At 46.0% G+C, this 23654-nt stretch carries 21 protein-coding genes and 1 riboswitch; of the genes, 13 read left to right on the top strand and 8 right to left on the bottom strand.

Annotated features, from left to right (window positions below; translation table 11 throughout):
- Positions 1 to 83: 83 nt before the first annotated feature.
- The 9 genes from Q4592_RS06780 (at position 84) to thiH (ending at position 9579) form a co-directional block, all read left to right on the top strand.
- Positions 84 to 995, top strand: coding sequence for a 1,4-dihydroxy-2-naphthoate polyprenyltransferase (locus Q4592_RS06780; RefSeq protein ID WP_303511435.1), 912 nt, complete (start codon positions 84 to 86; stop codon positions 993 to 995).
- A 118-nt stretch (positions 996 to 1113) separates the two neighbouring features.
- Positions 1114 to 2301, top strand: coding sequence for an outer membrane beta-barrel protein (locus Q4592_RS06785; RefSeq protein ID WP_137674103.1), 1188 nt, complete (start codon positions 1114 to 1116; stop codon positions 2299 to 2301).
- A 13-nt stretch (positions 2302 to 2314) separates the two neighbouring features.
- Positions 2315 to 2857 (top strand): polysaccharide biosynthesis/export family protein, encoded by a 543-nt coding sequence (locus Q4592_RS06790; RefSeq protein WP_303511438.1) that lies wholly within the window; start codon positions 2315 to 2317, stop codon positions 2855 to 2857.
- A gap of 128 nt (positions 2858 to 2985) precedes the next feature.
- Positions 2986 to 3101: riboswitch (TPP riboswitch) on the top strand.
- A 103-nt stretch (positions 3102 to 3204) separates the two neighbouring features.
- A complete protein-coding gene (thiC, locus tag Q4592_RS06795; RefSeq protein ID WP_303511440.1) occupies positions 3205 to 5142 on the top strand; it encodes a phosphomethylpyrimidine synthase ThiC in 1938 nt (645 codons plus the stop codon).
- Complete coding sequence (gene thiE / locus Q4592_RS06800; protein WP_303511442.1) at positions 5132 to 6670, top strand: thiamine phosphate synthase; 1539 nt, start codon at positions 5132 to 5134, stop codon at positions 6668 to 6670. Before thiC ends, thiE begins: the two co-directional genes overlap by 11 nt.
- A gap of 15 nt (positions 6671 to 6685) precedes the next feature.
- Positions 6686 to 7474, top strand: coding sequence for a molybdopterin-synthase adenylyltransferase MoeB (locus tag Q4592_RS06805; protein WP_303511444.1), 789 nt, complete (start codon positions 6686 to 6688; stop codon positions 7472 to 7474).
- Entirely contained in the window at positions 7471 to 7674 is a 204-nt protein-coding gene (thiS, locus tag Q4592_RS06810) for a sulfur carrier protein ThiS (protein ID WP_303511446.1), read from the top strand. Before Q4592_RS06805 ends, thiS begins: the two co-directional genes overlap by 4 nt.
- 12 nt (positions 7675 to 7686) lie before the next feature.
- Entirely contained in the window at positions 7687 to 8454 is a 768-nt protein-coding gene (locus Q4592_RS06815) for a thiazole synthase (protein ID WP_303511448.1), read from the top strand.
- A gap of 12 nt (positions 8455 to 8466) precedes the next feature.
- Positions 8467 to 9579: a 2-iminoacetate synthase ThiH gene (thiH, locus tag Q4592_RS06820; RefSeq protein ID WP_303511450.1), complete on the top strand. Its 1113-nt coding sequence runs from the start codon at positions 8467 to 8469 to the stop codon at positions 9577 to 9579.
- Between the two features lie 3 nt (positions 9580 to 9582).
- Here thiH and Q4592_RS06825 read toward each other — a convergent pair whose 3' ends face one another.
- Complete coding sequence (locus Q4592_RS06825; RefSeq protein ID WP_303511451.1) at positions 9583 to 10323, bottom strand: ABC transporter substrate-binding protein; 741 nt, start codon at positions 10321 to 10323, stop codon at positions 9583 to 9585.
- A gap of 126 nt (positions 10324 to 10449) precedes the next feature.
- On the opposite strand from Q4592_RS06825, the gene Q4592_RS06830 reads away from it, so the two are divergent.
- Positions 10450 to 10986: a RimK/LysX family protein gene (locus tag Q4592_RS06830; protein WP_303511453.1), complete on the top strand. Its 537-nt coding sequence runs from the start codon at positions 10450 to 10452 to the stop codon at positions 10984 to 10986.
- 3 nt (positions 10987 to 10989) lie between these two features.
- On the opposite strand, the gene Q4592_RS06835 is transcribed toward Q4592_RS06830, so the two are convergent.
- Positions 10990 to 11832: a DNA ligase gene (locus Q4592_RS06835; protein WP_303511454.1), complete on the bottom strand. Its 843-nt coding sequence runs from the start codon at positions 11830 to 11832 to the stop codon at positions 10990 to 10992.
- A gap of 117 nt (positions 11833 to 11949) precedes the next feature.
- Here Q4592_RS06835 and Q4592_RS06840 point away from each other — a divergent pair, with 117 nt between their 5' ends.
- Complete coding sequence (locus tag Q4592_RS06840; RefSeq protein WP_303511455.1) at positions 11950 to 12306, top strand: GFA family protein; 357 nt, start codon at positions 11950 to 11952, stop codon at positions 12304 to 12306.
- A 64-nt stretch (positions 12307 to 12370) separates the two neighbouring features.
- Here the strand turns inward: Q4592_RS06840 and xylA are convergent, their stop codons facing one another.
- From xylA to xylB, 6 genes are all read right to left on the bottom strand, one after another.
- Complete coding sequence (xylA, locus tag Q4592_RS06845; RefSeq protein WP_303511456.1) at positions 12371 to 13693, bottom strand: xylose isomerase; 1323 nt, start codon at positions 13691 to 13693, stop codon at positions 12371 to 12373.
- Positions 13694 to 13985: 292 nt separating this feature from the next.
- The gene (locus tag Q4592_RS06850; RefSeq protein WP_303511458.1) at positions 13986 to 14720 is read right to left on the bottom strand and encodes a hypothetical protein; all 735 of its coding nucleotides are present in this window, start codon (positions 14718 to 14720) and stop codon (positions 13986 to 13988) included.
- Positions 14721 to 14922: 202 nt separating this feature from the next.
- Positions 14923 to 16926 (bottom strand): transketolase, encoded by a 2004-nt coding sequence (gene tkt, locus Q4592_RS06855; protein WP_303511460.1) that lies wholly within the window; start codon positions 16924 to 16926, stop codon positions 14923 to 14925.
- A 27-nt stretch (positions 16927 to 16953) separates the two neighbouring features.
- Entirely contained in the window at positions 16954 to 17913 is a 960-nt protein-coding gene (tal, locus tag Q4592_RS06860) for a transaldolase (RefSeq protein ID WP_303511461.1), read from the bottom strand.
- Positions 17914 to 18383: 470 nt separating this feature from the next.
- A complete protein-coding gene (locus Q4592_RS06865) occupies positions 18384 to 19598 on the bottom strand; it encodes a XylR family transcriptional regulator (RefSeq protein WP_303511463.1) in 1215 nt (404 codons plus the stop codon).
- Positions 19599 to 19739: 141 nt separating this feature from the next.
- Positions 19740 to 21191, bottom strand: coding sequence for a xylulokinase (gene xylB / locus Q4592_RS06870; RefSeq protein ID WP_303511465.1), 1452 nt, complete (start codon positions 21189 to 21191; stop codon positions 19740 to 19742).
- Positions 21192 to 21475: 284 nt separating this feature from the next.
- On the opposite strand from xylB, the gene Q4592_RS06875 reads away from it, so the two are divergent.
- Together Q4592_RS06875 and Q4592_RS06880 are read left to right on the top strand one after the other, a co-directional pair.
- A complete protein-coding gene (locus Q4592_RS06875) occupies positions 21476 to 22654 on the top strand; it encodes a DNA-binding transcriptional regulator (protein WP_137674086.1) in 1179 nt (392 codons plus the stop codon).
- Positions 22655 to 22740: 86 nt separating this feature from the next.
- The gene (locus Q4592_RS06880; protein ID WP_303511467.1) at positions 22741 to 23631 is read left to right on the top strand and encodes an aspartoacylase; all 891 of its coding nucleotides are present in this window, start codon (positions 22741 to 22743) and stop codon (positions 23629 to 23631) included.
- Positions 23632 to 23654: the final 23 nt, after the last annotated feature.

Consider the following 23654-nt stretch of genomic DNA (forward strand, 5'->3'; position numbering starts at 1 on the left):
GTAGCTGTTTTTGTTACAACATCATAGTCAGATTTGGCTCAGCCTTGATGCTGAGCAATAATAGACGCTAAGTTCTTATATTAATGTTGAATATTACTTTGAAATCATGGCTTCATGCGGCGCGTTTACGGACCCTTCCCTTGGCAAGTGCGTCGATTATTTTAGGTTCTGCGCTGGCATTTTCGCAGCAGCAGTTTAGTGCTGGTGTGCTTGGCTTGGCACTGGTCACCGCTTTGTTATTGCAAATTCTATCTAACTTGGCCAATGATTATGGCGATGCCGTAAAAGGGCTAGATGATGATTCTCGGGTGGGGCCAAAGCGGGCGATTCAAGCGGGTTTGCTCACTAAGCAGCAAATGCTACGCGCCATTGTGGTTGTGGCGTTGCTGTCGATAGGCAGTGGTTTAGCCCTGTTAGCCGTTAGTTTGGGGGCTAACTTACAAGCTTGGTTAGGCTTTATTAGCTTGGGAGGCTTAGCCATTGTGGCGGCAATGGCTTATACCATGGGGGCAAGGCCCTACGGTTATCGAGGCTTTGGTGACATTAGTGTATTCCTGTTCTTTGGTTTATTAGGTGTATTGGGCTGTTATTACCTACACACTCAATCGATCAATCTTGCGGTAGTATTGGTGGCCACTGCCAACGGATTACTGGCCACGGCAGTGCTCAATATTAATAACCTACGAGATTTTAAACCAGATCAGCAAGCGGGGAAGTTGACTTTAGCCGTGCGTTTAGGGGAAACCAGAGCGCGTTATTATCATTTGCTGCTGATATTTTCTGCCTTGTTGTTGCTGGCTGTCTTTGTGGCTTGGCAGGCGCCTAGCAGTTTAGCGTGGTTATTTGCATTGCCGGGCTTAGCCTTAGTAAAGGTAGCCAACACCGTGTTTACTCATTACCAGCATCACATTCTCGATCAGCAGCTGCAGGCTACCGCTAAGCTGAGCTTTGTGGTGGCGCTATTATTTAGCATCGGTTTGCAGATCCAATTTTAAGGCTTATTACTCCAAGAACCATCATATTCACACTTATTCAGCACTTGGCTTACAAAAAGCATTGAGCCTAGTCCTCTGCCTTTGCTAAGGTAGCCTTATATGTTTTGGAGGATTATTGATGCGCAAGATAGGGATCATCTTGCTGCCAACCCTAGCAATTGCAGGTCAAAGTTTGGCCGCCATGCAACCTGCTAAGTGGTATAGTGCAGACGGAGTAGGTGTTGTACCCAGCGTAGAAGTTTTGGGTTTATACGACAGCAACCTAACCAACAGTAATAAAGATCAAATATCGTCTTGGGGAACCATTGTGTCTCCGGCGATTGCTGCCATTTCTGAACAAGATAAAAGTGCTTATTATGCCGCTTACCGACTGGTATGGGGCGAGTACTTTGATAGCTCAGAAGATAACTTTGTAGACCATCATTTACGGTTAAATGGTCAATGGGATTTTTCGGCGCGACATCGTGCAGATTTACGTTACGATTTTCGTCGTAATCACGAACAACGTGGTGAGGGAATATCCTCTGGTTTAGGCAACGCGATTGACGAACCGGTGCAATACAACTTGCATTGGTTACATGGTTTGTACGGGTATGGCGTAAAAAGTGCCACTGCTCAGTTGGAGTTTGAGGCAAATGCTCGACGGTTAGATTATCAAAACTTTCGAGAAACCACTCAGTATCGTGACCGTAATTTGCTTGATGGCAGTGCGCGGTTCTTTTACCGAGTATCGTCGGCCACCCGTTTGCTGGCAGAACTTAAAGCGGCGCAAAGCGATTACAAAACCACCGAAGCGAATACCGCTAATCGTGATTTTAACGACCTACTTGCCTACGCTGGTGGCGATTGGGCTGTAACAGGTAAAACCAAAGGTCGGGTTAAAGTAGGTTGGCAGCAACGCCAGTTTAAAGAAGGTGAACGCGAGGACTTTAGTGATTTGAGTTGGTCGATAGCGGCCGATTGGTCACCTCGTAGTTACTCAACCTTTAGTTTGGAAGGTGGGCGTCAAGCCAAAGCGCCAGAGCAAGATGGCGATGTGATTGACAATACCAATATCAATTTGGATTGGGAACACTATTGGCAAGAGCGCCTAGCTACTTACTTTACTGTGGCTTACGACAACAATGATTATGTTGGTATTACTCGCCAAGATAAAATCTACGAAGGTAGAATTGGCGTCAGTTATCAATTTCGTCGCTGGCTAGAAATTTCTCTGTGGCAGCTATGGAGAGATAAAGATTCTACGCTTGAGGCCGTTACTTATGATAAGCAAGTAACGAGTCTTAAATTGAGACTGAGCTTATAGCCAAGGGAATACCATGCAAAAACTCATAGTACGCGTTCAGAACTGGCTTTATATGCTAGCCAGCGTGCTATGTTTTTCTGCCTCAGCCGATGCAAATGACGATTACCGCTTAGCAGCGGGAGATAGTTTTAGGGTGAGCGTATATGGTGAACCAGAGCTAAATATGGAAACGCGTTTAGCCAACGACGGCTTTATTCGTTATCCCTTTCTGGGTGAGATTGAAGTCCGAGGGCTCACCGTTAACCAATTGCAATTACACATTCAAAATGGCTTGAAGGGTGATTACTTGGTGGACCCAATGGTACAAGTAACCATGGTGGAATACCGGCCATTTTTCATTAACGGCGAAGTTGCTCGCCCTGGTGCTTACCCCTATCAGCCAGGTTTAACCGTGAATCGTGCAATAACTCTGGCGGGTGGTTTTACCGAGCGTGCTGGGAAAAGTAAAATTACCATTCAAGCTGAAAAGGCTAGCCCAGAACAACGCCAAAGAGTCAGCTTGGAAGACAAAGTCTCGGCAGGCGACGTGCTCAATATCCCACAGAGTTTCTTCTAAGTTATTCAATCAATTACCGCTTATGTTGTGTTAGCTATTTGTTAGTAGCTTTTTAACAAAACAGCGAATTTCGTTATTGCCTTTCTTGATATCGCTATTGTGGTTTGGTTTTTTCAGCCCTATACTCGGCTCTCTTGTCGGAGTGCCGAAAGGCTGAGACCACTTGTAGCGTTGCTACTGTTGTGTGGGATCCGTATAACTTGATCAGGATAATGCCTGCGCAGGGAACAAGATGAGTAACCGCTTCCTTCTGTTATTTTAAGTGTACTTAGACACTGTTTAACACTGGGTTACTTTTCCTACATCCGACAAGCCTCATTCTTAAATTTTTTATTTAGAGGCCAGTCATGTCAAGACGCGAAACTCGAGCTGCAGCAGAACAATATATTAATAATCTGCAAGGCCAACCTTTTCCAAATTCAGAAAAAATCTATGTTCAGGGAAGTCGTGACGATATCCAAGTAGCGATGCGCCAAATTAACTTGGCCGACAGCTTGGTTGGCGGCACCAAAACTGAACCAAAACTTGAGCCAAACGAGCCGGTACGTGTTTACGATACCTCTGGTATCTACACTGATGAGAACGCTGAATTAGACGTACATAAAGGCTTGCCACAATTGCGCAAAGCCTGGATTGAAGAGCGTGGCGATACTGAAGAACTCACCGGTCTGAGTTCTAACTTCTCTCAGCAGCGTTTAGCTGATGAAGGTTTAGAACATATCCGTTTTGAAAGTTTACCCACCCCACGTAAAGCCAAACTGGGTAAAACAGTGACCCAGCTGCATTACGCTCGCCAAGGCATTGTTACACCAGAAATGGAATACATTGCTATCCGTGAAAACATGGGCCGCGATAAAATTCGTGAAGACTTGCTAGCAGAGCAGCAGAAAGGTCACTCGTTTGGAGCGTCATTACCAGAACACATCACCGGTGAGTTTGTACGTGACGAAGTGGCCCGTGGCCGCGCGATCATCCCTTCTAACATTAACCACGCTGAAGCCGAGCCAATGATTATTGGTCGTAACTTCTTGGTTAAAGTAAATGCCAATATTGGTAACTCGGCAGTGACCTCTTCAATTGAAGAAGAAGTTGAAAAACTGGTTTGGGCGAGCCGTTGGGGTGCCGATACCGTGATGGATTTATCCACTGGTCGTTATATTCACGAAACCCGCGAATGGGTAATTCGTAACTCACCAGTGCCAATTGGTACCGTACCGATTTACCAAGCTTTGGAAAAAGTGAACGGCGTTGCTGAAGATCTTACTTGGGAAGTGTACCGCGATACGTTAATCGAACAAGCCGAACAGGGGGTGGATTACTTCACCATTCATGCTGGTGTATTGCTGCGTTACGTGCCAATGACCGCCAAGCGCGTTACTGGCATTGTTTCTCGCGGTGGCTCGATCATGGCCAAGTGGTGTTTAGCCCATCATAAAGAAAGCTTTTTGTATGAGCGCTTCCGTGAGATTTGTGAAATTTGTGCCGCTTACGATGTATCACTTTCTTTAGGTGACGGTATGCGCCCTGGCTCGATTGCCGATGCTAACGACGAAGCTCAATTTGCCGAGTTAGAAACCTTAGGTGAGCTAACGAAAGTAGCTTGGGAATACGATGTTCAAGTGATCATTGAAGGCCCTGGCCATGTGCCAATGCAATTGATTAAAGAGAACATGGAAAAGCAGTTAGAAGAGTGTCATGAAGCACCGTTCTATACGCTTGGCCCACTAATTACCGATATTTCTCCCGGCTATGACCACTTCTCATCAGGCATTGGTGCCGCGATGATCGGTTGGTTTGGTTGTGCCATGTTGTGTTACGTAACACCTAAAGAACACTTAGGTTTACCAAACAAAGAAGACGTTAAACAAGGCATGATTACCTACAAAATTGCTGCTCACGCCGCCGATTTAGCCAAAGGCCATGCTGGCGCGCAAATTCGTGATAACGCCATGAGCAAGGCACGTTTTGAATTCCGATGGGAAGACCAGTTTAACCTAGCCTTAGACCCAGACACCGCTCGCGCATACCACGATGAAGCCTTACCGCAAGAATCGGCTAAAGTCGCGCATTTCTGTTCGATGTGTGGGCCTAAGTTCTGCTCAATGAAGATTTCGCAAGAAGTGCGCGATTACGCCAACGAGTTAGAAGTTAAGCTGCTCGACGAACCTTTAGCTGACTTAGGTTTTGTTGCCGAGGGCATGGCAGAGAAATCGGCTGAATTCAGAGACAAAGGTGCCGAGATTTACCACTCGCCACTGCGTGCTGAGACCAGCGATGAAGTCTAAGTTGCCTTTAAGCGACAACTTACGCCCGCAAATTTGGACTATCGCGGGTAGCGACAGTTGTGCGGGAGCAGGCTTACAAGCTGATTTGCTTACCGCGCACGACTTTCAAATAGAGTGTGCTACGGCGGTGACCGCGATTACTGCGCAAAACATCGAAGGGGTGACGGCTATTCAGCCCTCATCGCCTGAGTTGTTAGCTGCGCAGTTAGATGCTTTAGCGGCCACTAACCCTGCCAAAGTGATTAAAATTGGCATGTTAGGCAGTGCCGAGTTGGTAAGAGTAGTGGCCGATAAACTGGCCACTTACAAAGCTACTTGGGCTGAGCCGCCCTTGGTGGTGTGTGATCCGGTATTGGTGGCTAGTTCTGGCGCTAGCCTAGCTTTAGATGATCTAATGCAAGCCTTGCCTGCGTTGTTGGCGCAAACCGATGTACTTACACCTAACGCCACCGAGCTTGCTAGCTTAAGTGGTATTGAGTTAAACAGCGTTACTGCCTTAAAACAGGCCTGTGCTAAGTTACTGAAACAGGGTGTAAAAGCGGTATGGGCGAAGGGCGGGCATTTAGCGTTAACGCCAAATATTGCCTTAGATTACTTTAGTGATGGTCAACGAGAAATCGTTTTGTCGAGCGAGATGATTGATGCGCCACATACCCATGGTACTGGCTGTACGCTTGCTTCCGCTTTAGCGTCTGCTTTAGCGCATGACTTTGCTATGGAAGACGCTTTGGTATTAGCCAAAGCTTATGTTTATCAAGGTTTAAAACAAGTGGTGGGCAGAGGTAACTTAGCTCACCTTGGTTGGCCAACTTTGCGTGAGCATTTTCCTCGAGTGGAGTCGGCGCAAACATCGCTAGGACAGCAGTTTGGCCTCAGCGAGTCTTGGCCGGAAGCGGTTCCCTTTACACCTTGCGATACCACTAAGTTGGGTGTTTACCCTGTGGTAGATAGTGTTGAGTGGATAGAGCGCTTGCTTAATATGGGCGTTAAAACCCTGCAGTTAAGAATCAAAGATAAAACCGATGCCGAAGTAGAAGCCGATGTTATTCGTGCTATCGAACTTGGTCATCAGCATCAAGCGCGTTTGTTTATCAATGACTATTGGCAGCTTGCGGTAAAACATGGCGCTTATGGCGTGCACTTAGGCCAAGAGGATTTAGAAGTGGCCAATTTGCAGCAAATTGCGGCAGCCGGTTTACGTTTAGGCATTAGTACCCATGGTTATTTTGAATTGCTACGTGCTAGCCAGCTGCAACCAAGTTATATTGCTCTTGGACACATTTTCCCTACTACTACCAAGGACATGCCGTCTAAGCCACAAGGTTTGGCGAAGTTAAATCGCTACGCCGCTTTAATGCATGATTATCCCTTGGTAGCGATTGGCGGTATTGATTTAGTTCGCGCTAAACAAGTCTGGCAATGTGGTGTGGGCAGTGTGGCCGTGGTAAGAGCCATAACTGAAGCCGCTGACCCAGCTGCTGCGGTTGCCGAGCTTGAAGCCATTGTGAATCAATCAGCAGCCAATTAGCGAGTAAGCCAAACCATGAGCCAATACCAGCATAGTGACCAAGCCTTAAGTGACGATGAATGTTTGCGTTATAGCCGTCATTTATTATTAAAAGATCTTGGTGAGGCTGGGCAGCTAAAGCTTAAACATGCGCAAGTATTGGTGATTGGTATGGGCGGTTTAGGTGCACCTGCTAGCTTGTACTTAGCCGCCGCCGGCGTTGGTCGATTGGTATTGGCTGATTTTGATGAGGTCGATAGCTCTAATCTTCAGCGCCAAGTGCTATATCGCGAAGGTGATATTAAACAACCGAAAGTTGAATCGGCCAAGCAGCATTTACAGGCTTTGAATTCAAATATTCAAATTCGCAGCGTGAATCGAAAAATGGACGCTATGTTGCTGGCGATGGAAGTGGCTCAAGCCGATGTGGTTCTGGATTGCAGCGATAATATCGCCACCCGTTATGCTGTGAATCAAGCCTGTGTCGAGGCTAAGGTACCGCTGGTAAGTGGCGCAGCGGTTGCCTTTGATGGTCAGTTGATGGTGTTTGATTTTCGCAAAGCTGAACAAGGCTGCTATCACTGCTTATTCCCAAATGCCAGTGAGCAGCAGCTGAATTGCAGTAATGCCGGCATACTGGGACCTGTGGTTGGTACCATTGGTAGCTTGCAGGCCTTGGAAACCATTAAGCTAATTACTGATATTCCATCGGCACAAGTAGGGCGATTTTCCAGCTTTGATGCCCACAGTCTTGAGTGGTTTCATTTAAGCGTAAATGCCGACGCTAATTGCCCTGTTTGTAGTAATCAAAAAGACAAATCATGATAACGATAGAATTTAACGGCGAAACTACCGAGCTCACCGCAGCGCTTAACATTGAGCAGCTACTTGCCCATCAACACCAAGAACCTCAAGGGATTGCAGTGGTGCTAAACGGCAATATTGTGACCCGTAGCGAATGGGCAAATACCTTATTAAATGACCACGCTAAAGTACGAGTATTTCGCGCCATTGCTGGCGGATAAGAGAGAAACCTTGTGTTAAAGATTGCAGATAAAAGTTTTACCAGCCGGCTATTCACCGGTACTGGCAAGTTTGCGACGCCTGAGTTGATGAGCCAAAGCATTCAAGCCAGTGGCAGCCAATTGGTTACCATGGCGATGAAGCGTGTAGATGCGCAAGATCAGCAAGACGATATTCTGGCCCCCTTAATAAAGGCCGGAGTGAATTTACTGCCTAACACCTCGGGTGCCCGCAATGCAGAAGAAGCGATTTTTGCTGCTAATCTAGCGCGAGAAGCGCTTGGCACCGATTGGCTTAAGTTGGAGATTCACCCCGATCCTAAGTACTTAATGCCCGATCCTATTGAAACACTAGCTGCCGCAGAAAAACTGGTCGAACAGGGCTTTGTAGTGTTGCCTTATGTACACGCAGACCCGGTATTGTGTAAGCGCTTAGAAGACGTGGGTTGTGCGGCCGTAATGCCATTGGGTGCGCCTATTGGCACCAACAAAGGCCTGCGTAGTCGTGACTTCTTAGAGATTATTATTGAGCAAGCTAATGTGCCAGTGGTGGTTGATGCCGGTATTGGTGCTCCTTCAGATGCGGCTTTAGCCATGGAGTTAGGTGCTGATGCCGTGTTAGTGAATACTGCCATGGCGGTGGCCAAAGACCCCGTTGCTATGGCGAAAGCTTTCGCTCAAGCCGTAGACGCGGGACGCAGTGCTTACCTAGCTGGTCTGGGCGCTGAGCTTCGCCACGCCGAGGCATCTAGTCCTTTAACTGCCTTTTTAGATACCTTGTAAATAGAGAATATAATGAGTTTTGCCGAGCAATTAGCCCAATACGATAGCGCAGCCGTTCATTTAAGTATTAACAGTAAAACTATTGCTGATGTAGAGCGTGCACTGGCGAAAGATAAGCTGGATTTAGATGACTTTCAGGCGCTTATTTCCCCTGCGGCAGAGGGTTATTTGGAACAAATGGCCCAACGTAGCATGCGTTTAACGCAGCAACGTTTTGGCAAAACTCAACAGTTCTATATACCGCTTTATTTAAGCAATATGTGCAGCAATGTATGTGATTATTGTGGCTTCTCGATGGGTAACAAAATTCGTCGTGTTACCTTAGATATGCTGGAGCTAGACGCCGAGCTGGATGCCATCAAGCAACTGGGTTTTGACCATATTTTGCTAGTGACCGGCGAGTCTGAGCGTAAAGTGGGGATGGAGTATTTCCGCCAAGTATTGCCTAAAATCAAAGCGCGTTTCTCGCATGTATCGATGGAAGTACAGCCGCTAGACCAAGATGAATATGAAGAGCTTATCAGCTTAGGTTTAGACGCGGTGATGGTCTACCAAGAGACCTATAATCGCCATCGTTACGCCGAGGTTCACCCTAAGGGTAAAAAGCGTGATTTTGATTACCGCTTGGCCACGCCTGAACGCCTGGGTGATGCAGGTATTCGTAAAATGGGCATTGGCGCACTCATTGGTTTGGATGAATGGCGCAGTGATTGTTTCTATGTAGCGGCGCATTTGCAGCATTTAGAGCGTAAATATTGGAAGAGTAAGTTTTCTATTTCTTTCCCACGTCTGCGTCCATGTGAAGGTGGCTTTCAGCCTAAATCAGTGATGAGCGACAAACAATTGGTGCAGTTGATTTGTGCTTATCGCTTGTTTAACCCAGACGTTGAATTGTCTTTATCTACCCGCGAATCTGAGCATTTCCGCAACCATGCGATCCCATTGGGTATTACTAGCATGAGTGCCTTTTCTAGCACTCAACCGGGGGGCTATGCAGATACCAGTGAAAAAGCCTTAGAGCAGTTTGAAATTAGCGACGAGCGTCGTCCTGAAGTGGTGGCCGATGCAGTCAAGCAAGCTGGCTATCAGGTTGTGTGGAAAGACTGGGATCGGGTACTCGGCTAGTGTTTATTGCAAATACTTAGCTTCCAATTTAGCTAAGGCTCCTTGCTCTAGCAGTTGCTTTAGCTGTTTATCAAACTCCAGCACAAATTCTTGGTCTACTTGTTGTTTACTAAAAGCCAAATATACCGGTACTTGACCTAAGGCTGGCTCTATCAGTTTTAGACCGTTCGGCTTACCCTCTTGCGCTGCCACTAATAATGCTTGGCGGCTATCGGTCGCTATCATATCCAAACGACCGCGTAACAGTGATTTTACCAAACCCTCTACGCTATTGTGTTTCTCTACGTCGAAAGTGTGTTTGGCTAAAGCTTGGTCAAAAGGAGGCGAAATACGCGCATTGCGCACTTTACCAATGCGGTAATCATCTAACTCAGCAAAGTCACCAGAGAAAGTGTCTGTTGGCCAAGCGTTTAAGGTAATCAGGTGTTGGTCTAAGAGTAGAAAGGCAGTATCTGGGTAATAAAAAAATGCTTCTCTATCTGCAGTGCGCATGGTGGGAATAAGCCCTTGGCTTTGATGGCTTTTTACCTTGGCGAATGCTCTGGCCCAGTTACTAATGTGAAAGTCAGCATCTGCATTGAGCTGCTGAAAACTTTGTTCAATAAGCTCTACAATGATCCCCTCTGCTTTTCCCTGGTCATTAACCATAATGTAAGGCGGAAAAACAAAGCTTTGTATTTCAACGGTTTTAGCATGACATAGTGTGCTGCTAACAAATAATAGGAAAACTACCAGCGGTTTCATCTGTTTCTTCATCCTTGAGCCTAACTCAAATTATAGAGAATCGTGCTATGGTATGCGACCTGAAGCGGCAGTTATTATGTGATTAATGGGCTGTTTGCCTTAACTAACAGAATAAAGAGGTGTGAAGTGTTAAAGAATTTACTGTTAGCAGTAGTATTAGTCATCACTTATACAAGCAGTGCAATGGCTGAAAAGCTAACCGTGGGTGCCGCAGAGCATGTGCGTATTGTAGAGGCAAACCTTATGTTTCTAACGCGTATCGATACGGGTGCGGCGAGTACCTCAATGCATGCAGAAAACATGACGGTATTAGATGGCGAAAACATTAATCCAGACGACTACAGTGAAGCGGAACAAAAATCGATAGTGCGCCCTCTTATGCGTAAAAATATTGGCAAGTATTTGCAATTTACCACCGAGAATGAAGGTGGCGAGAAGCACCAAGGCAAAGCCTTGATTACCGACGTAGCCGCGGTACGTAACTCTCAAGGCTTAGAAATTCGCTATAAAGTTGCCTTAGCTGTGGAATGGCAAGGCCGCGCTAAAACCGTAGATGTAAACCTAAGAGACCGCAGTAAAATGCACTATAAGTTGCTAATAGGCCGCAACTGGTTAGAGGGCGATTACTTGGTAGATGTAGAGCGCAACAAACATTTAAAGTAAAGCTTATAAGGTTTGATGTACTCGTACAAAGCGGGCAAAGCGGGGTTTGCCGTGTTCAGTTAAGCCGTTGTAACGATACTCTACTAAGCTGCCAATAGGAGGTGGATTTGAGCGTAACTGGTCGCTTAAACCACTGCCTATTTTAAATCTTCTACCTTGTTGATCCTGCACTACTAACGCGCCCAATTTACCACTGTACTTGCCTTTCCCGCCACTATAAGCCACGACTTCGGCTTCAGCATCTTGATAGCTTTTATACTTAATTAAGGCGTTGCTACGGCTGGGTATATACATAGATTCGGGGTCGCGCAGCATTAATCCTTCGCCACCTTCGGCGCTAATTTTTGCTAGCTCTTGTTCCAGCTTTGGTCGCCCTGGGTAAGCGCGATAACTGGGCACTGTCATAAAGGCGCTGGTGCTACTTAAGGTTTGTAACTGGCGGTAACGCTGTTGGTAAGGGCCGGGGTAATTTGGTAAATCGAACACCACAAAGCGCACATCTTGCCATTGTTCTACATGAGAGTTTTTCTGCTTAACTAAGCTTACCAAGGCGCTAAACTGCCCTCGACCCAACCAGAGTTCGCCGTCTACAGCTACATTCGGCAGTTGTTGTGCAATGGATGCTGGGAGCCCAATAACATGGCCATTGCGAGTGAGTAACTGCTTCCCATCCCAGTAGGCTCGTACTCCATCATATTTCTCACATACCCAATAGCGCTGCAGATCTAAGCCTTGTTGGTAGTCTGTGGCTAAAATAAGTTGTGGTGGCTGTTGCTGGGCAAGCCCCTCATTAGCGCTGGCTAAAAACAAGCAAACGCTGAGCTTGGCGCTGAGTGAACGATCCATGTCCTACTCCGTAGTGAGTTAATTGTTATTAATGGTAGTGCAAATGCCTATTGCTCGCTAGCTATAATCACCTTTAGCAGTACTTTATTAGCAACAAACTTACTTAAGGTGAATACAATGAGTAAACAATATCAAGGAAGTTGTCACTGCGGCGCTGTGAAATTTAGCCTAAGCACAAATTTAGACTCTGCCGTGCGCTGCAACTGTAGTTTATGCCAACGTAAAGGCATTGTGATGGTAACTGCAGAGGATGATAGCTTTCGTTTATTACAGGGCGAACAAGACTTAACGCTCTATAAATGGAATACCAAGGTAGCGAACCACTATTTTTGCAAACACTGTGGTATTTATACCTTCCACAATCCACGTACCGCACCAGAATTAACTCGGGTTAATGCCGGCTGTTTAGATGGCATTAATCCTTTAGCATTGGATGTCAGTGTGGTTAATGGTGCTGGATTATCCAGTGAATAACAGCCACAAAAAAGCCGACGCTAAGCGTCGGCAACATTGGTACTTATAAGGAAAATACTATGTTTTACTTACTGAAAATATGTTTGTTAACAATATTTTCTAGTTCTTCTTGGCGACCAGATACATGTTTAGGGTCAATATTGTCTGTAATTGCTTGAGTGGCTAAAGACTCTAGGCTGTAATCGCCAGTCATGATTGCTTTACCTAAATCACCGCTCCAGCCAGCGTAACGCTCAGCAACTACGCTGCTGATGTCTTGGCTTTCTAACAAGCTTGCTGCTTTCTCAAGTGCTAATGCACAAGTGTCCATGCCGCCAATGTGGCCGTGGAAGAAGTCAGCTGGATCAATACTTTGACGACGTAATTTAGTATCAAACATCAAACCACCAGTAGTGAAACCACCAGAACGCAAGATGTCATACATTACCGGCGTCCACTCTTCAACACTGTTAGGGAATTGGTCTGTATCCCAACCTAGTTGTGCGTCACCACGGTTGGCGTCAATAGAGCCAAATAGGCCTAGTGAGATTGCAGTAGCAATTTCGTGATGGAAGGAGTGACCGGCTAAAGTAGCGTGGTTAACTTCAATGTTTACTTTCACTTCGTCTTCTAGACCAAATTGCTTCAAGAAGCCGTAAACAGTGGCTGTGTCGTAATCGTATTGGTGCTTAGTAGGCTCAGCTGGCTTAGGCTCAATTAAGATTGTGCCAGTGAAGCCAATTTTGTGTTTGTGCTCTACTACCATTTGGAACAAGCGACCTAACTGCTCGCGCTCTTGGCGTAAATCAGTATTAAGTAGTGTTTCGTAACCTTCACGGCCGCCCCACAATACGTAGTTTTCACCACCTAGCATTTTAGTTGCGTTCATTGCGGTGAAGATTTGGCTTGCAGCGTAAGCAAATACTTCTGGGTTAGGGTTAGAGCCAGCGCCAGACATGTAACGTGCGTTTGAGAATGCGTTGGCTGTGCCCCATAAAAGCTTCATGCCGGTTTCGTCTTGCTTCTGAGCAAGAACGTCCATCATCACCTTCATGTTTTCTGAGTACTCTTTAATAGAGTTACCTTGCGGCGCTACGTCAACATCGTGGAATGAGTAGAAAGGCGTGCCAACTTTTGAGAAGAAATCGAAAGCAACATCGGCTTTCATTTTCGCCATTTCAAGTGCGTTACCTGGTTTTTGCCAAGGGCGGTCAAAGGTGCCAGCACCAAAGATATCAAAACCGTCCCAGCAGAAGTTATGCCAGTAACATGCACCAAAACGTAAGTGCTCTTCCATGGTTTTACCCAGGATCACTTTTTTAGCATCGTAATGACGAAATGCTAGTGGGTTAGTGGACTCTGGTCCTTCATAAGCGATTTTTTCAAACTGGTCAAAATATTGAGCCATTGGAACTACTCCTAAAAAGAATTCGGTTTCATTGGAGAATCAATCTCCATCTGTGAGCTTATTGTTAGCCCTAGCGGCCTTTCCCTCAATTATGAAAAATGCGGTCTTTTTTCAGCTATTTACTTTTCGTGCGCTATCTCGCGTTTTAAATGAATCTTTTTTAGGATATTTCAACGATTGGGTCATAACATTGGCGAAATGTGAAATTTCATAATGCCATCTATTGGTGACAATGGTGTCGGCGCATCGATTTTTTGGCGGGCAAAGGTGAATTGATGAAGGGGTTTGCGGGTTAAGGTTCTCGAATTAGGCCTGGTAAGGTGTAAGAGCTATCGAGGTAGGTTTTTTGTACCACATTAATGGCACTATTTAAGCGCTGCATAAAGCCAGGGTGTTGCTCTAGATAAGCTTTAGAGATGTAAATACCAAAGGGGGCCGAACGTTGCACTACTTCAATGTATTCCCCCCTCACAAGGTTGGGATGCACTTCGCTACTTTTGAATACGTCGGCCGACATAAAGGCAGCATCTATCCGCTCTAAATCAAACAGCATAATGGCCAGTTTAGCCACGTTGCTTTGTTTGCCTACCACATGGTAGTGGTGGGTATTTAGCCATCGTAAGGTGTTTGTACCTTCTATAGAGGCGACTTTTGCATCGCTTTTAAACTCGCTCGAATAAGGGTCTAGGTAACGGTCGTAACGGAAAAACCAGCTCCAGTTATTGTATAAAACAGATTTTGAGAACACCGCTACGCTATCTCGCTGGCTGTTTTGCGAGGCAAAGAAGAAGCCGTCGGCCTCGCCATATTGCACTTCACTTAAGGCGCGCTTGTAGTTGGGCACTTGCTTGGTGCTGTAACCCTGCTGCAATTGCTGCATTATTTTCTCTACAAGAAAATTACCCGCCGCCAAAGGCTGTTGCTGTTTGGTATACGGCGGAAAATGTGGATAAACCAAACGCAAGTCTTCGGCAAGGGCCGAATAACTAAAAAGAAAGGCAACAGCAAATAGTCTTATCAGCAACATTGAACCTAAATGGATAAATCATAGTGATTTACGGTGATTATTACTGGTAAGCGTAGTTAGCAAATAGCTTGAGTGGCAAAGTTGTTGAGGGCTTATTTAAGTGTTTTGTGAACTTGGTGGGTGATTAGTTAAGTGACGGTTTTACAAAACAAAAAAGCAACGCTAACGAGCGTTGCTTTTAGTCTTAGTACAAACAGTAGAATTAACTGTTTAGTAAGCTCAAGCTTTGGTCTACTACGTTTTCTACGGTAAAGCCAAATAACTTGAATAGTTCGCCAGCAGGTGCCGACTCACCAAAGGTAGTCATGCCTACGGTTACGCCATCTAGGCCTACGTATTTGCCCCAGAAGCCAGCTTGAAGTGCTTCAACGGCTACACGAGCACGTACTGCTTTAGGTAATACAGCCTCTCGGTAAGCAGCATCTTGCTTGTCGAAACGTTCGGTACAAGGCATAGACACTACGCGAACTTGTTTGCCTTGCTCGCTCAGCTTAGCGGCTGCGTCTACAGCTAGTTCAACTTCAGAGCCCGTCGCAATCAAGATAAGCTCTGGCGTGCCAGCACAATCTTTAAGCACGTAAGCCCCACGGTTAATTAATTCTAGTTGCTCACCGCTCCGCTTTTGCTGGGCCAAGTTTTGACGAGAGAAGATAAGTGCACTTGGGCCATCGCTACGCTCTACCGCGTTAATCCAAGAAGCCGCAGACTCTACTTGGTCACAAGGGCGCCATGTTTCCATGTTGGGTGTTAAACGTAAGCTAGCCACTTGCTCAATCGGTTGGTGAGTTGGACCATCTTCACCCAAACCAATCGAGTCGTGGGTGTAAACAAAAATAGAACGCTGCTTCATTAATGCTGCCATACGTACCGCGTTGCGCGCGTATTCCATAAACATTAAGAAGGTGGCTGAGTAAGGAACAAAACCGCCGTGCAAAGCAATACCATTTTGCATTGCCGACATACCAAATTCACGTACACCGTAGTGTAAGTAATTACCTGATGCATCTTCTGCGCTCACTGATTTAGAGCTTGCGTGGAAGGTAAGGTTTGATGGTGCTAAGTCAGCTGAACCACCTAGCAATTCAGGCAAAATCTTACCAATCACGTCTAGGGTGTTTTTAGACGCCATGCGGCTAGCAATGTTAGCAGGCTCATTTTGTAGGCGCTGTAATAAGGCTTGCGTCTCTGCTTTCCAGTTTTCTGGTAGCTCACCTTCTACGCGGCGAGCATATTCAGAAGCCAGCTCAGGGTAGGCTTTTTTGTAGGCTGCAAACTTGTCGTTCCAAGTGTTTTCTTGCTCACTACCTTTGTCTTTGTTGTCCCAAGCTTGGTAAACGTCTGCTGGAATGTCAAAGGCAGCATGTGGCCAGTTTAAGAACTCGCGTGCTGCTTTAATTTCTTCGTCACCTAATGGTGCGCCGTGACAGTCATGTGAACCTGACTTGTTCGGAGAACCAAAACCAATCACCGTTTTAGTACAAATAAGCGTAGGCTTAGTGATGTCGGCTTTAGCCGCTACAATCGCAGCATTAATTTGCTCAGGATCATGGCCATCAACATCACGAATTACGTTCCAGCCGTAAGCTTCAAAACGTGCTGGTGTATCGTCGGTGAACCAACCTTCAACGTGGCCATCAATAGAGATGCCGTTGTCATCCCAAAAGGCGATTAACTTGCCTAAGCCTAGGGTGCCAGCCAATGAACATACTTCGTGAGAAATACCTTCCATTAAACAACCGTCGCCCATAAATGAGTAGGTGAAGTGATCAACAATATCGTGGTTGTCACGGTTGAATTGTGCCGCTAACATTTTCTCTGCTAGTGCCATACCTACGGCATTAGCAATACCTTGGCCTAGTGGACCAGTAGTTGTTTCAACACCTGGTGCGTAACCGTATTCTGGGTGACCTGGTGTTTTAGAATGCAATTGACGGAAGTTCTTTAGTTCTTCAATCGGCAATGCGTAGCCACTAAGGTGAAGTAGCGAGTACAACAACATAGAGCCGTGACCGTTAGACAAAATAAAGCGGTCGCGGTTGCTCCAGCTTGGGTTGCTTGGGTTATGCGCTAAGTGGTCGCGCCACAGTACTTCAGCAATGTCAGCCATGCCCATCGGTGCGCCAGGGTGGCCTGATTTAGCTTGTTGTACACCATCCATGCTTAGAGCACGAATAGCGTTTGCATATTGTTGACGAGGGTGAGTCATCTTTAATTTCCTAATATTAAGTAATTCTTAAGCTTCAAGCGCTTCGATTAGCATCTTGTCTAATTTCACTTGGTCAACGGCAAAGGCACGAATACCTTCAGCCAGTTTCTCTGTGGCCATTGCATCTTCGTTGTGTGCCCAAAAGAACTCTGCTTCGGTCATTGGAGCAGGGCGGTTTTGGCTAACACCTTTGTCTTGAAGGCGCACGTCTAGTTGCGCTTCAGTTTGGTCTAACTCTTCAAGTAGTGCAGGACCGATGGTCAAACGGTCACAACCGGCTAGTTCAACGATTTCGCCAATGTTACGGAAGCTGGCACCCATCACTACCGTGTTGTAGCCATGGTCTTTGTAGTAGCTGTAAATTTCAGATACAGAGATAACGCCTGGGTCTTTCGCGCCAGCGTAATCTGCGTCAGCGTTGCTCGCTTTGTACCAATCTAAAATACGGCCAACAAAAGGAGAGATTAAGAATACACCTGCTTCAGCACATGCACGGGCTTGAGCAAATGAGAACAACAAGGTTAGGTTACAGTTAATGCCTTCTTTCTCTAACTGTTCAGCAGCACGAATGCCCTGCCAAGTAGAGGCCAGTTTAATTAATACGCGCTCTTTGCTAATGCCAGCCGCTTGGTAAAGCTCGATTAAACGGCGTGCTTTAGCAATGCTGGCTTCGGTATCAAAAGATAAACGCGCATCTACTTCAGTAGAAATGCGGCCAGGTACTAATTCCAACACTTTACAACCAATGGTGACTACCAGCTTGTCGGCAGCCATTTCGATTTGCTCGGCTTGCACGTTTGATTGAGTTTTAGCCCAATCAGCCACTTCTTTTAGCAAGCTTGAGTACTCAGGCAAACCTAGAGCCTTAACAATTAACGATGGGTTAGTGGTTGCGTCTTCTGGTGAAAATTTACGCATGGTATCCAAATCGCCAGTATCGGCAACTACCGTGGTGTATTGTTTTAGCTGTGTAAGTAGAGAACTCATAAGATGTATAGACCCTTGTGGTTAAAACAAAATGTGCGGCTTGTTTGGTGGGCCTTCATTATTGGTTGAAGGTCAATGACCAAGCTAAGCTTCATGTCCGTATTAAAGTGCCAGACTGGCATTTGAGCGCAATTACGCTTTTTTTAGCGCTAATGTTGAATTTTCGCAGTCCCGATCTAGATCACGCTTTATTTGGCGTTTTCGGTGGATCTACTGCACAAGATTCATGGTTTTGTCACACTCCACAGCATGGTGCGCCGATTTGTTGAAAAAAGAAACGCGGCCTCGCCCCAGAGTTTTAATAATCACTATGATGTTTTTTTGATCTTCACCATATTTGTTGGATGCGCTAAGGGCGAACTTAGCTATTGCATACCGCCATTAGTGACCAGTAATAATTGTGTCAAAGCCAGTTATTCACTGGCTTTGATGACTAAATGTTACTAAAGGTTTATGCCAAGTAGATGAAACTAGGCCTCTTTTAGTATTTCTCCTTCATCCTCAATAAGGGGAGCTAGCTCTCGGTTTGTTACACCTTTCTGCTCGCGTAACATGCCCGGCGTCATATTCCAGCGTTTCTTAATGGCACAAGACAAATACTGAGGACTACTAAAGCCAACTACTTTGGCAATTTCACTTAAGGTTTGCTCGGTATCTACCAGTAATTCTAGCGCTAGGTTTAGCTGGCTATCGAGTAAATAGGCATGCAATGACATGCCTAATTCGTCATGAAATTTGTTATCAATTGCGCCACGTGAACAGCCCAGCTCCGCTAAGATTTGTTTGACTTTAATATTGCCCTGATTAATGCGAATTAGGCTTAAAGCACCACGCACTAAGTTGTCTTTAAAGTGGAAGAAATCGGTAGAGTCGCGGCCAATAACCCGTTCAGGTTGCACGTAATGGTGGCGCTTAGCCAAGTTTTTGCCATCCATTAATGGTTGTAATAATGAAGCGGCTAAGTAGCCCATAGCGCGGGTGCCTTGGCGAACCGAAGTCAGGGTTGGCAAGCTTAAGGTGCAGTTTAGCTCGTCGTCATCAATGCCCATTATTGATACATCTTCAGGGATGCTAATGTTGGCCAGTTGGCAAGCGTAACTGAGCTGGCGAGCGCGTACGTCGTTGGCGGCAATAATACCCACCGGTTTAGGCAAACGGCTTAGCCAATCACATAAACACTGTAAGTCGCTGTCCCAAGTATCGATATTATCTTTGGCGCTAAACTGGCTGTAGGCGCATTGATTGCGTTCACACCAGTCGCGCAGCAGTTGCTCGCGGTTTGCCGACCAATCGTTAAACGGGCGATTGGGGTAACCACAAAATGCCAAGTGGGTATAGCGGCGCATTTTTAAAAAGCGTGCCGCCATGTTGATGATTTGTTTATTGTCAGACATCACTACGGGGTAGTCTTGCATGGTATTGGCAACCATCTCGCTGCTAGAAATACCAACTACTGGAATATTACGTGACTTAATTGCGTCACGAATTTCCGGGTGATCAAAATCAGCAATTACCCCATCGCCTTGCCATTTATTAAAGTCATCTACTGAGAACAAGTTTTGTTCGCCAATAAACAGGTTCCATGGCGCACCATTTTTCACAAATGATGATATGCCGGTAATAATGCCACGGTCGTAGGCCATGTTCGCGTTTAATAGCAATGCTACGCGGTTGTTTCTTGCCATAGTATTTATCTTCCGTATTACTACGCTTATTCAGCTAAGGTGACCACATTCGATAAATGCTGATCTATCGAATGTGCTAACCGCTGTTGGATCAAATTAGCCATAGCTGTGCTATGGCTAATTTTCATTTTTTATAAACTTTTAAAACAATGGCGCTACAGCCGGGTAAAGTGCTTGGAATGTTTCGCGACGTTTGCTGTACATAGCGTGACGCTGGCTATTGACTTGATGCACTTCTACTAATTCTGGTACTGGGCAAATCACATCTAAATCTGGGCTTTCAGCCACACCTAGTTGGGCTAAACGTGCTGCTCCAAGTGCTGGGCCTACTTCGCCGCCTAAGCGGTAACTCACGCTCTGGCCAAATACATCGGCTAACATTTGACGCCAAAACTGGCTGCGTGCACCGCCACCAATTAAAGTGATTTCATCGGGTTTTAAGCCAGTAGCATGTAAAGCATCTAGGCCATCGGCAAAAGCAAAGGCCACGCCTTCTAATACCGCGCGGCATAAATCTAATGGCCCAGTTGAGTGAGTCATACCAAAGAACACACCTTTGGCTTCTGGGTTGTTATGTGGAGTACGCTCGCCCGATAAGTAAGGCAAGAAGAATACTGGGTTATCACTCTCTGGCGCGGCTTCTACAGCGGCTAGCATGCTGGGTACGTCAGCTTGACCGGTTAAGTTGACTACCCAGTCTAAACACGATGCAGCACTCAGAATCACCGACATAGAGTGCCAAGCATTGGGTAAGGCATGACAAAAGCTGTGTAGTGCTGATTCAGGATTGCTTAGGTAGCCGTCACTTACCGCAAAGTAAACGCCCGAGGTACCTAGCGACAACATCGCTTGGCCAGGTTTGGTTATACCCACTCCCACTGCACCTGCAGCGTTATCACCACCGCCCGCCACTAGTGGTACCGCTGGCATTCCCCAGCGTTCGGCTAATTCAGGTTTTAAGTTACCGGTCACTTCACTGCCTTCAAATAGCTCTGGCATATTGGCCCGACTTAAGCCGGTAGCGGCTAAGATCTCTTCACTCCAATCACGCTTGGCAACGTCTAACCACATGGTACCGGCAGAATCTGACATGTCTGAGGCGAAGTTGCCCGACAACAAGTAACGTAAGTAATCTTTTGGCAGCAATACTTTGTCTACTTGGGCGAAAATCTCTGGTTCGTTTTGCTTAATCCATAGTAGTTTTGGTGCAGTAAAACCAGGCATCATTAAGTTGCCAACTATCTTACGAGAGTTAGGCACGGCGGCTTCAATTTCTTCACACTCAGCGGCGCTGCGCCCGTCATTCCACAAAATGGCAGGGCGTAAAATTTCGCCTTTAGCATCAAGTAAAGTGGCACCGTGCATTTGTCCGCTTAAACCAATCGCTTTTACTTGGGCTAAAGAGTGTTGCTTGCTTAAGCTGGTCATCGCATCTTGAGTGGCTTGCCACCAATCTTGCGGGGCTTGCTCAGACCATAGCGGCGCAGGACGAGATACCGTTAAGCTTGCGTTGGCTTGGTTTAAAATGTCACCGTTTTCAGCGAGAAGCACAACTTTTACCCCAGAGGTGCCTAAATCAATACCGATATACATAAGTAGTTCCTTAATTGGACGCGGGCTGCTCGGCCTGGTTAAAGGTGTTTTGGTTGGCAGCAAAGATGTTTAATTGTTGCCTCATCCTGCCGTGGATCGGAAACGGTACTCAATTATGAAAATTGCTTGCGTGATAGCGTTTTTCCACGACGTGTCTGAGTTCACAGTTTTGCTTGAAATGTGCATGATCATAATCACATTATGATTTTTCACAGTAGCGCTTAGGGTTATTTTTTTACATATTAAATTAAATCTAGATAGGCACCGTGCTTTAGGAGCCCCACATGTTTGCTAAACGTTTCAAAATTACTCTGCTATTTAATGCTAACAAGGTCTACGACCGCCAAATTATTAAAGGCATCGGTGACTACTTGCAGGCTTCGCAGTGTGATTGGGATATTTTTCTGGAAGAAGATTTTCGCTGCAGGATCAGCAAACTACAACACTGGGTTGGCGACGGTATTATTGCCGATTTCGATGACCCTGAAATAGAACAAGCGCTTACCGGTTTGCGGGTACCCGTTGTGGCCGTGGGCAGCTCTTATGAGAACCCAGACCAATACCCTGATTTTCCTTACGTGGCTACCGATAACCGCGCCTTGGTTAATTCTGCTTACGAGCATTTAAAAGCCAAAGGGCTGGAATACTTTGCTTACTACGGCATGCCGCCAAATGATGGCAACCGCTGGGCGATGGAACGAGAGTCGATTTTCCAACAGTTGGTTGCTAGTGATGGTTATGAATGTGCCGTTTATCGTGGCATGGAAACCACGCCTGAGTCTTGGCAATACGCCATGAACCGTTTGGCAGATTGGATTCAATCAATGCCAAAACCGGTGGGTATTGTGGCGGTATCTGATGCACGTGCTCGCCACTTACTGCAGGTGTGTGACCATTTAGGCATTATTGTTCCCGATAAAGTGTCGATTATTGGTATTGATGACGAAGACTTAACTCGCCACTTAAGCCGTGTTTCTTTAAGTTCTGTGGCGCAGGGCTGTCGTAAAATTGGTTTCCAAGCCGCTAAGCTACTGCACCGCCAATTACAGGGGCAAGAGTTACGTAAAGTACGTGAGTTGGTCGGCCCTGAGCAGGTTATTGAACGTCAATCTACCGATTACAAAGCCCTAAAAGACCCTTATGTGATTCAAGCAATGCACTTCATTCGTCATAACGCTTGTAAGGGCATTAAGGTAGAGCAAGTGCTGGACTACGTAAAAGTGTCACGTTCAAATCTTGAGAAGCGTTTTAAGGATGATATTGGTCACTCTGTGCACCAAGAGATTCACTGCGCCAAACTTGAACAAGCCATGAGTTTGCTACGTAATACCGAGCTATCTACCTCAGACATCGCCGAGCTATGTGGTTATCCTTCACTGCAATACATGTACGCGGTATTTAAGAAAGATTTAGAGCTAACCCCTAAGGCTTACCGCATCAGCAAGCAAGAACAAGAAGAGTAAGTACAATGCCCGCGCTTTGGCTTGAGTCAGGGCGCGTTTCCTTTTAAGCTCAAGGCTGTTTGCAATGCTTAAAAGGAATGCCTCGCTTGTCTAAAATCAGCAATATCGCCATTGTTGGCGGTACCCACGGAAACGAATTTAGCGGCATTTATTTGCTGAAGAAATGGCAACAACATCCGCAGTTATTGGCCCGTTCTAGCCTGAGTGTAGAAACAGTATTTGCTAATCCAAAAGCCTATGGCGAAAACAAACGCTATATTGATGCCGATTTAAACCGTCAGTTTAGCGCCAGCGAATTAGCTGATTTTTCTTTAGCTAATTACGAACAATCTCGGGCTAAAGTGCTGCATCAACAGCTTGGTCCTAAAACTAATCCAAACATGGATTTGGTGATTGATTTGCACAATACCACCTCAAACATGGGGCCAACGCTAATTTTGTTGGATCAAACTCCTTTTGATCTGCAGCTGGCGGCCTATGTAAAAATGCTGATGCCGGAAACAGTGGTATTTTTAGATGAACCAGAAGACGATTTGGCGAATCATCGATTCCTTGCCAGTTGCGGGCGGCGCGGCGTATTAATTGAAGTGGGCCCGCAGCCGCAATCGGTATTGCGCCAAGATATTCTTGAGCAAATGGAAACCATGACAGGCCATATTCTGGATTTTGTTGACTTGCATAACCAACAGCAGTTACCTGAACTCCCTCACTCTGTAGAAGCCTTTTTATATCTCGACAGCATTAAACTGCCACTAGATGAACAGGGCGAACGTATTGCTACTGTACACAGTAATGTGCAAGACAATGACTACCAGCCGATTAATCCCGGCGACCCTATTTTTAGAACCTTTACTGGCGAAGATATTTGCTATGAGGGGAACAAAACCGTGTATCCCGCTTTTATCAATGAAGCGGCTTATTACGATAACGATCTGGCTATGTCTTTGTTAGACAAAGTACGTTTAGAGCTAAGTTAGCCGACTCACACTGGCTGAATGTC

It is taken from the genome of Agarivorans sp. 1_MG-2023 (assembly GCF_030548385.1).
Lineage (GTDB): Bacteria > Pseudomonadota > Gammaproteobacteria > Enterobacterales > Celerinatantimonadaceae > Agarivorans.

Coding starts and splice junctions, on each gene's coding strand:
- Q4592_RS06785 (WP_137674103.1), top strand. CDS start 1,114: ATGCGCAAGATAGGGATCATCTTGCTGCCAACCCTAGCAATTGCAGGT.
- tal (WP_303511461.1), bottom strand. CDS start 17,913: ATGAGTTCTCTACTTACACAGCTAAAACAATACACCACGGTAGTTGCC.
- xylB (WP_303511465.1), bottom strand. CDS start 21,191: ATGTATATCGGTATTGATTTAGGCACCTCTGGGGTAAAAGTTGTGCTT.
- Q4592_RS06835 (WP_303511454.1), bottom strand. CDS start 11,832: ATGGATCGTTCACTCAGCGCCAAGCTCAGCGTTTGCTTGTTTTTAGCC.
- tkt (WP_303511460.1), bottom strand. CDS start 16,926: ATGACTCACCCTCGTCAACAATATGCAAACGCTATTCGTGCTCTAAGC.
- Q4592_RS06790 (WP_303511438.1), top strand. CDS start 2,315: ATGCAAAAACTCATAGTACGCGTTCAGAACTGGCTTTATATGCTAGCC.
- thiE (WP_303511442.1), top strand. CDS start 5,132: ATGAAGTCTAAGTTGCCTTTAAGCGACAACTTACGCCCGCAAATTTGG.
- Q4592_RS06825 (WP_303511451.1), bottom strand. CDS start 10,323: ATGAAACCGCTGGTAGTTTTCCTATTATTTGTTAGCAGCACACTATGT.
- Q4592_RS06805 (WP_303511444.1), top strand. CDS start 6,686: ATGAGCCAATACCAGCATAGTGACCAAGCCTTAAGTGACGATGAATGT.
- Q4592_RS06875 (WP_137674086.1), top strand. CDS start 21,476: ATGTTTGCTAAACGTTTCAAAATTACTCTGCTATTTAATGCTAACAAG.
- thiS (WP_303511446.1), top strand. CDS start 7,471: ATGATAACGATAGAATTTAACGGCGAAACTACCGAGCTCACCGCAGCG.
- thiH (WP_303511450.1), top strand. CDS start 8,467: ATGAGTTTTGCCGAGCAATTAGCCCAATACGATAGCGCAGCCGTTCAT.
- Q4592_RS06840 (WP_303511455.1), top strand. CDS start 11,950: ATGAGTAAACAATATCAAGGAAGTTGTCACTGCGGCGCTGTGAAATTT.
- Q4592_RS06850 (WP_303511458.1), bottom strand. CDS start 14,720: ATGTTGCTGATAAGACTATTTGCTGTTGCCTTTCTTTTTAGTTATTCG.
- xylA (WP_303511456.1), bottom strand. CDS start 13,693: ATGGCTCAATATTTTGACCAGTTTGAAAAAATCGCTTATGAAGGACCA.
- Q4592_RS06780 (WP_303511435.1), top strand. CDS start 84: ATGTTGAATATTACTTTGAAATCATGGCTTCATGCGGCGCGTTTACGG.
- thiC (WP_303511440.1), top strand. CDS start 3,205: ATGTCAAGACGCGAAACTCGAGCTGCAGCAGAACAATATATTAATAAT.
- Q4592_RS06865 (WP_303511463.1), bottom strand. CDS start 19,598: ATGGCAAGAAACAACCGCGTAGCATTGCTATTAAACGCGAACATGGCC.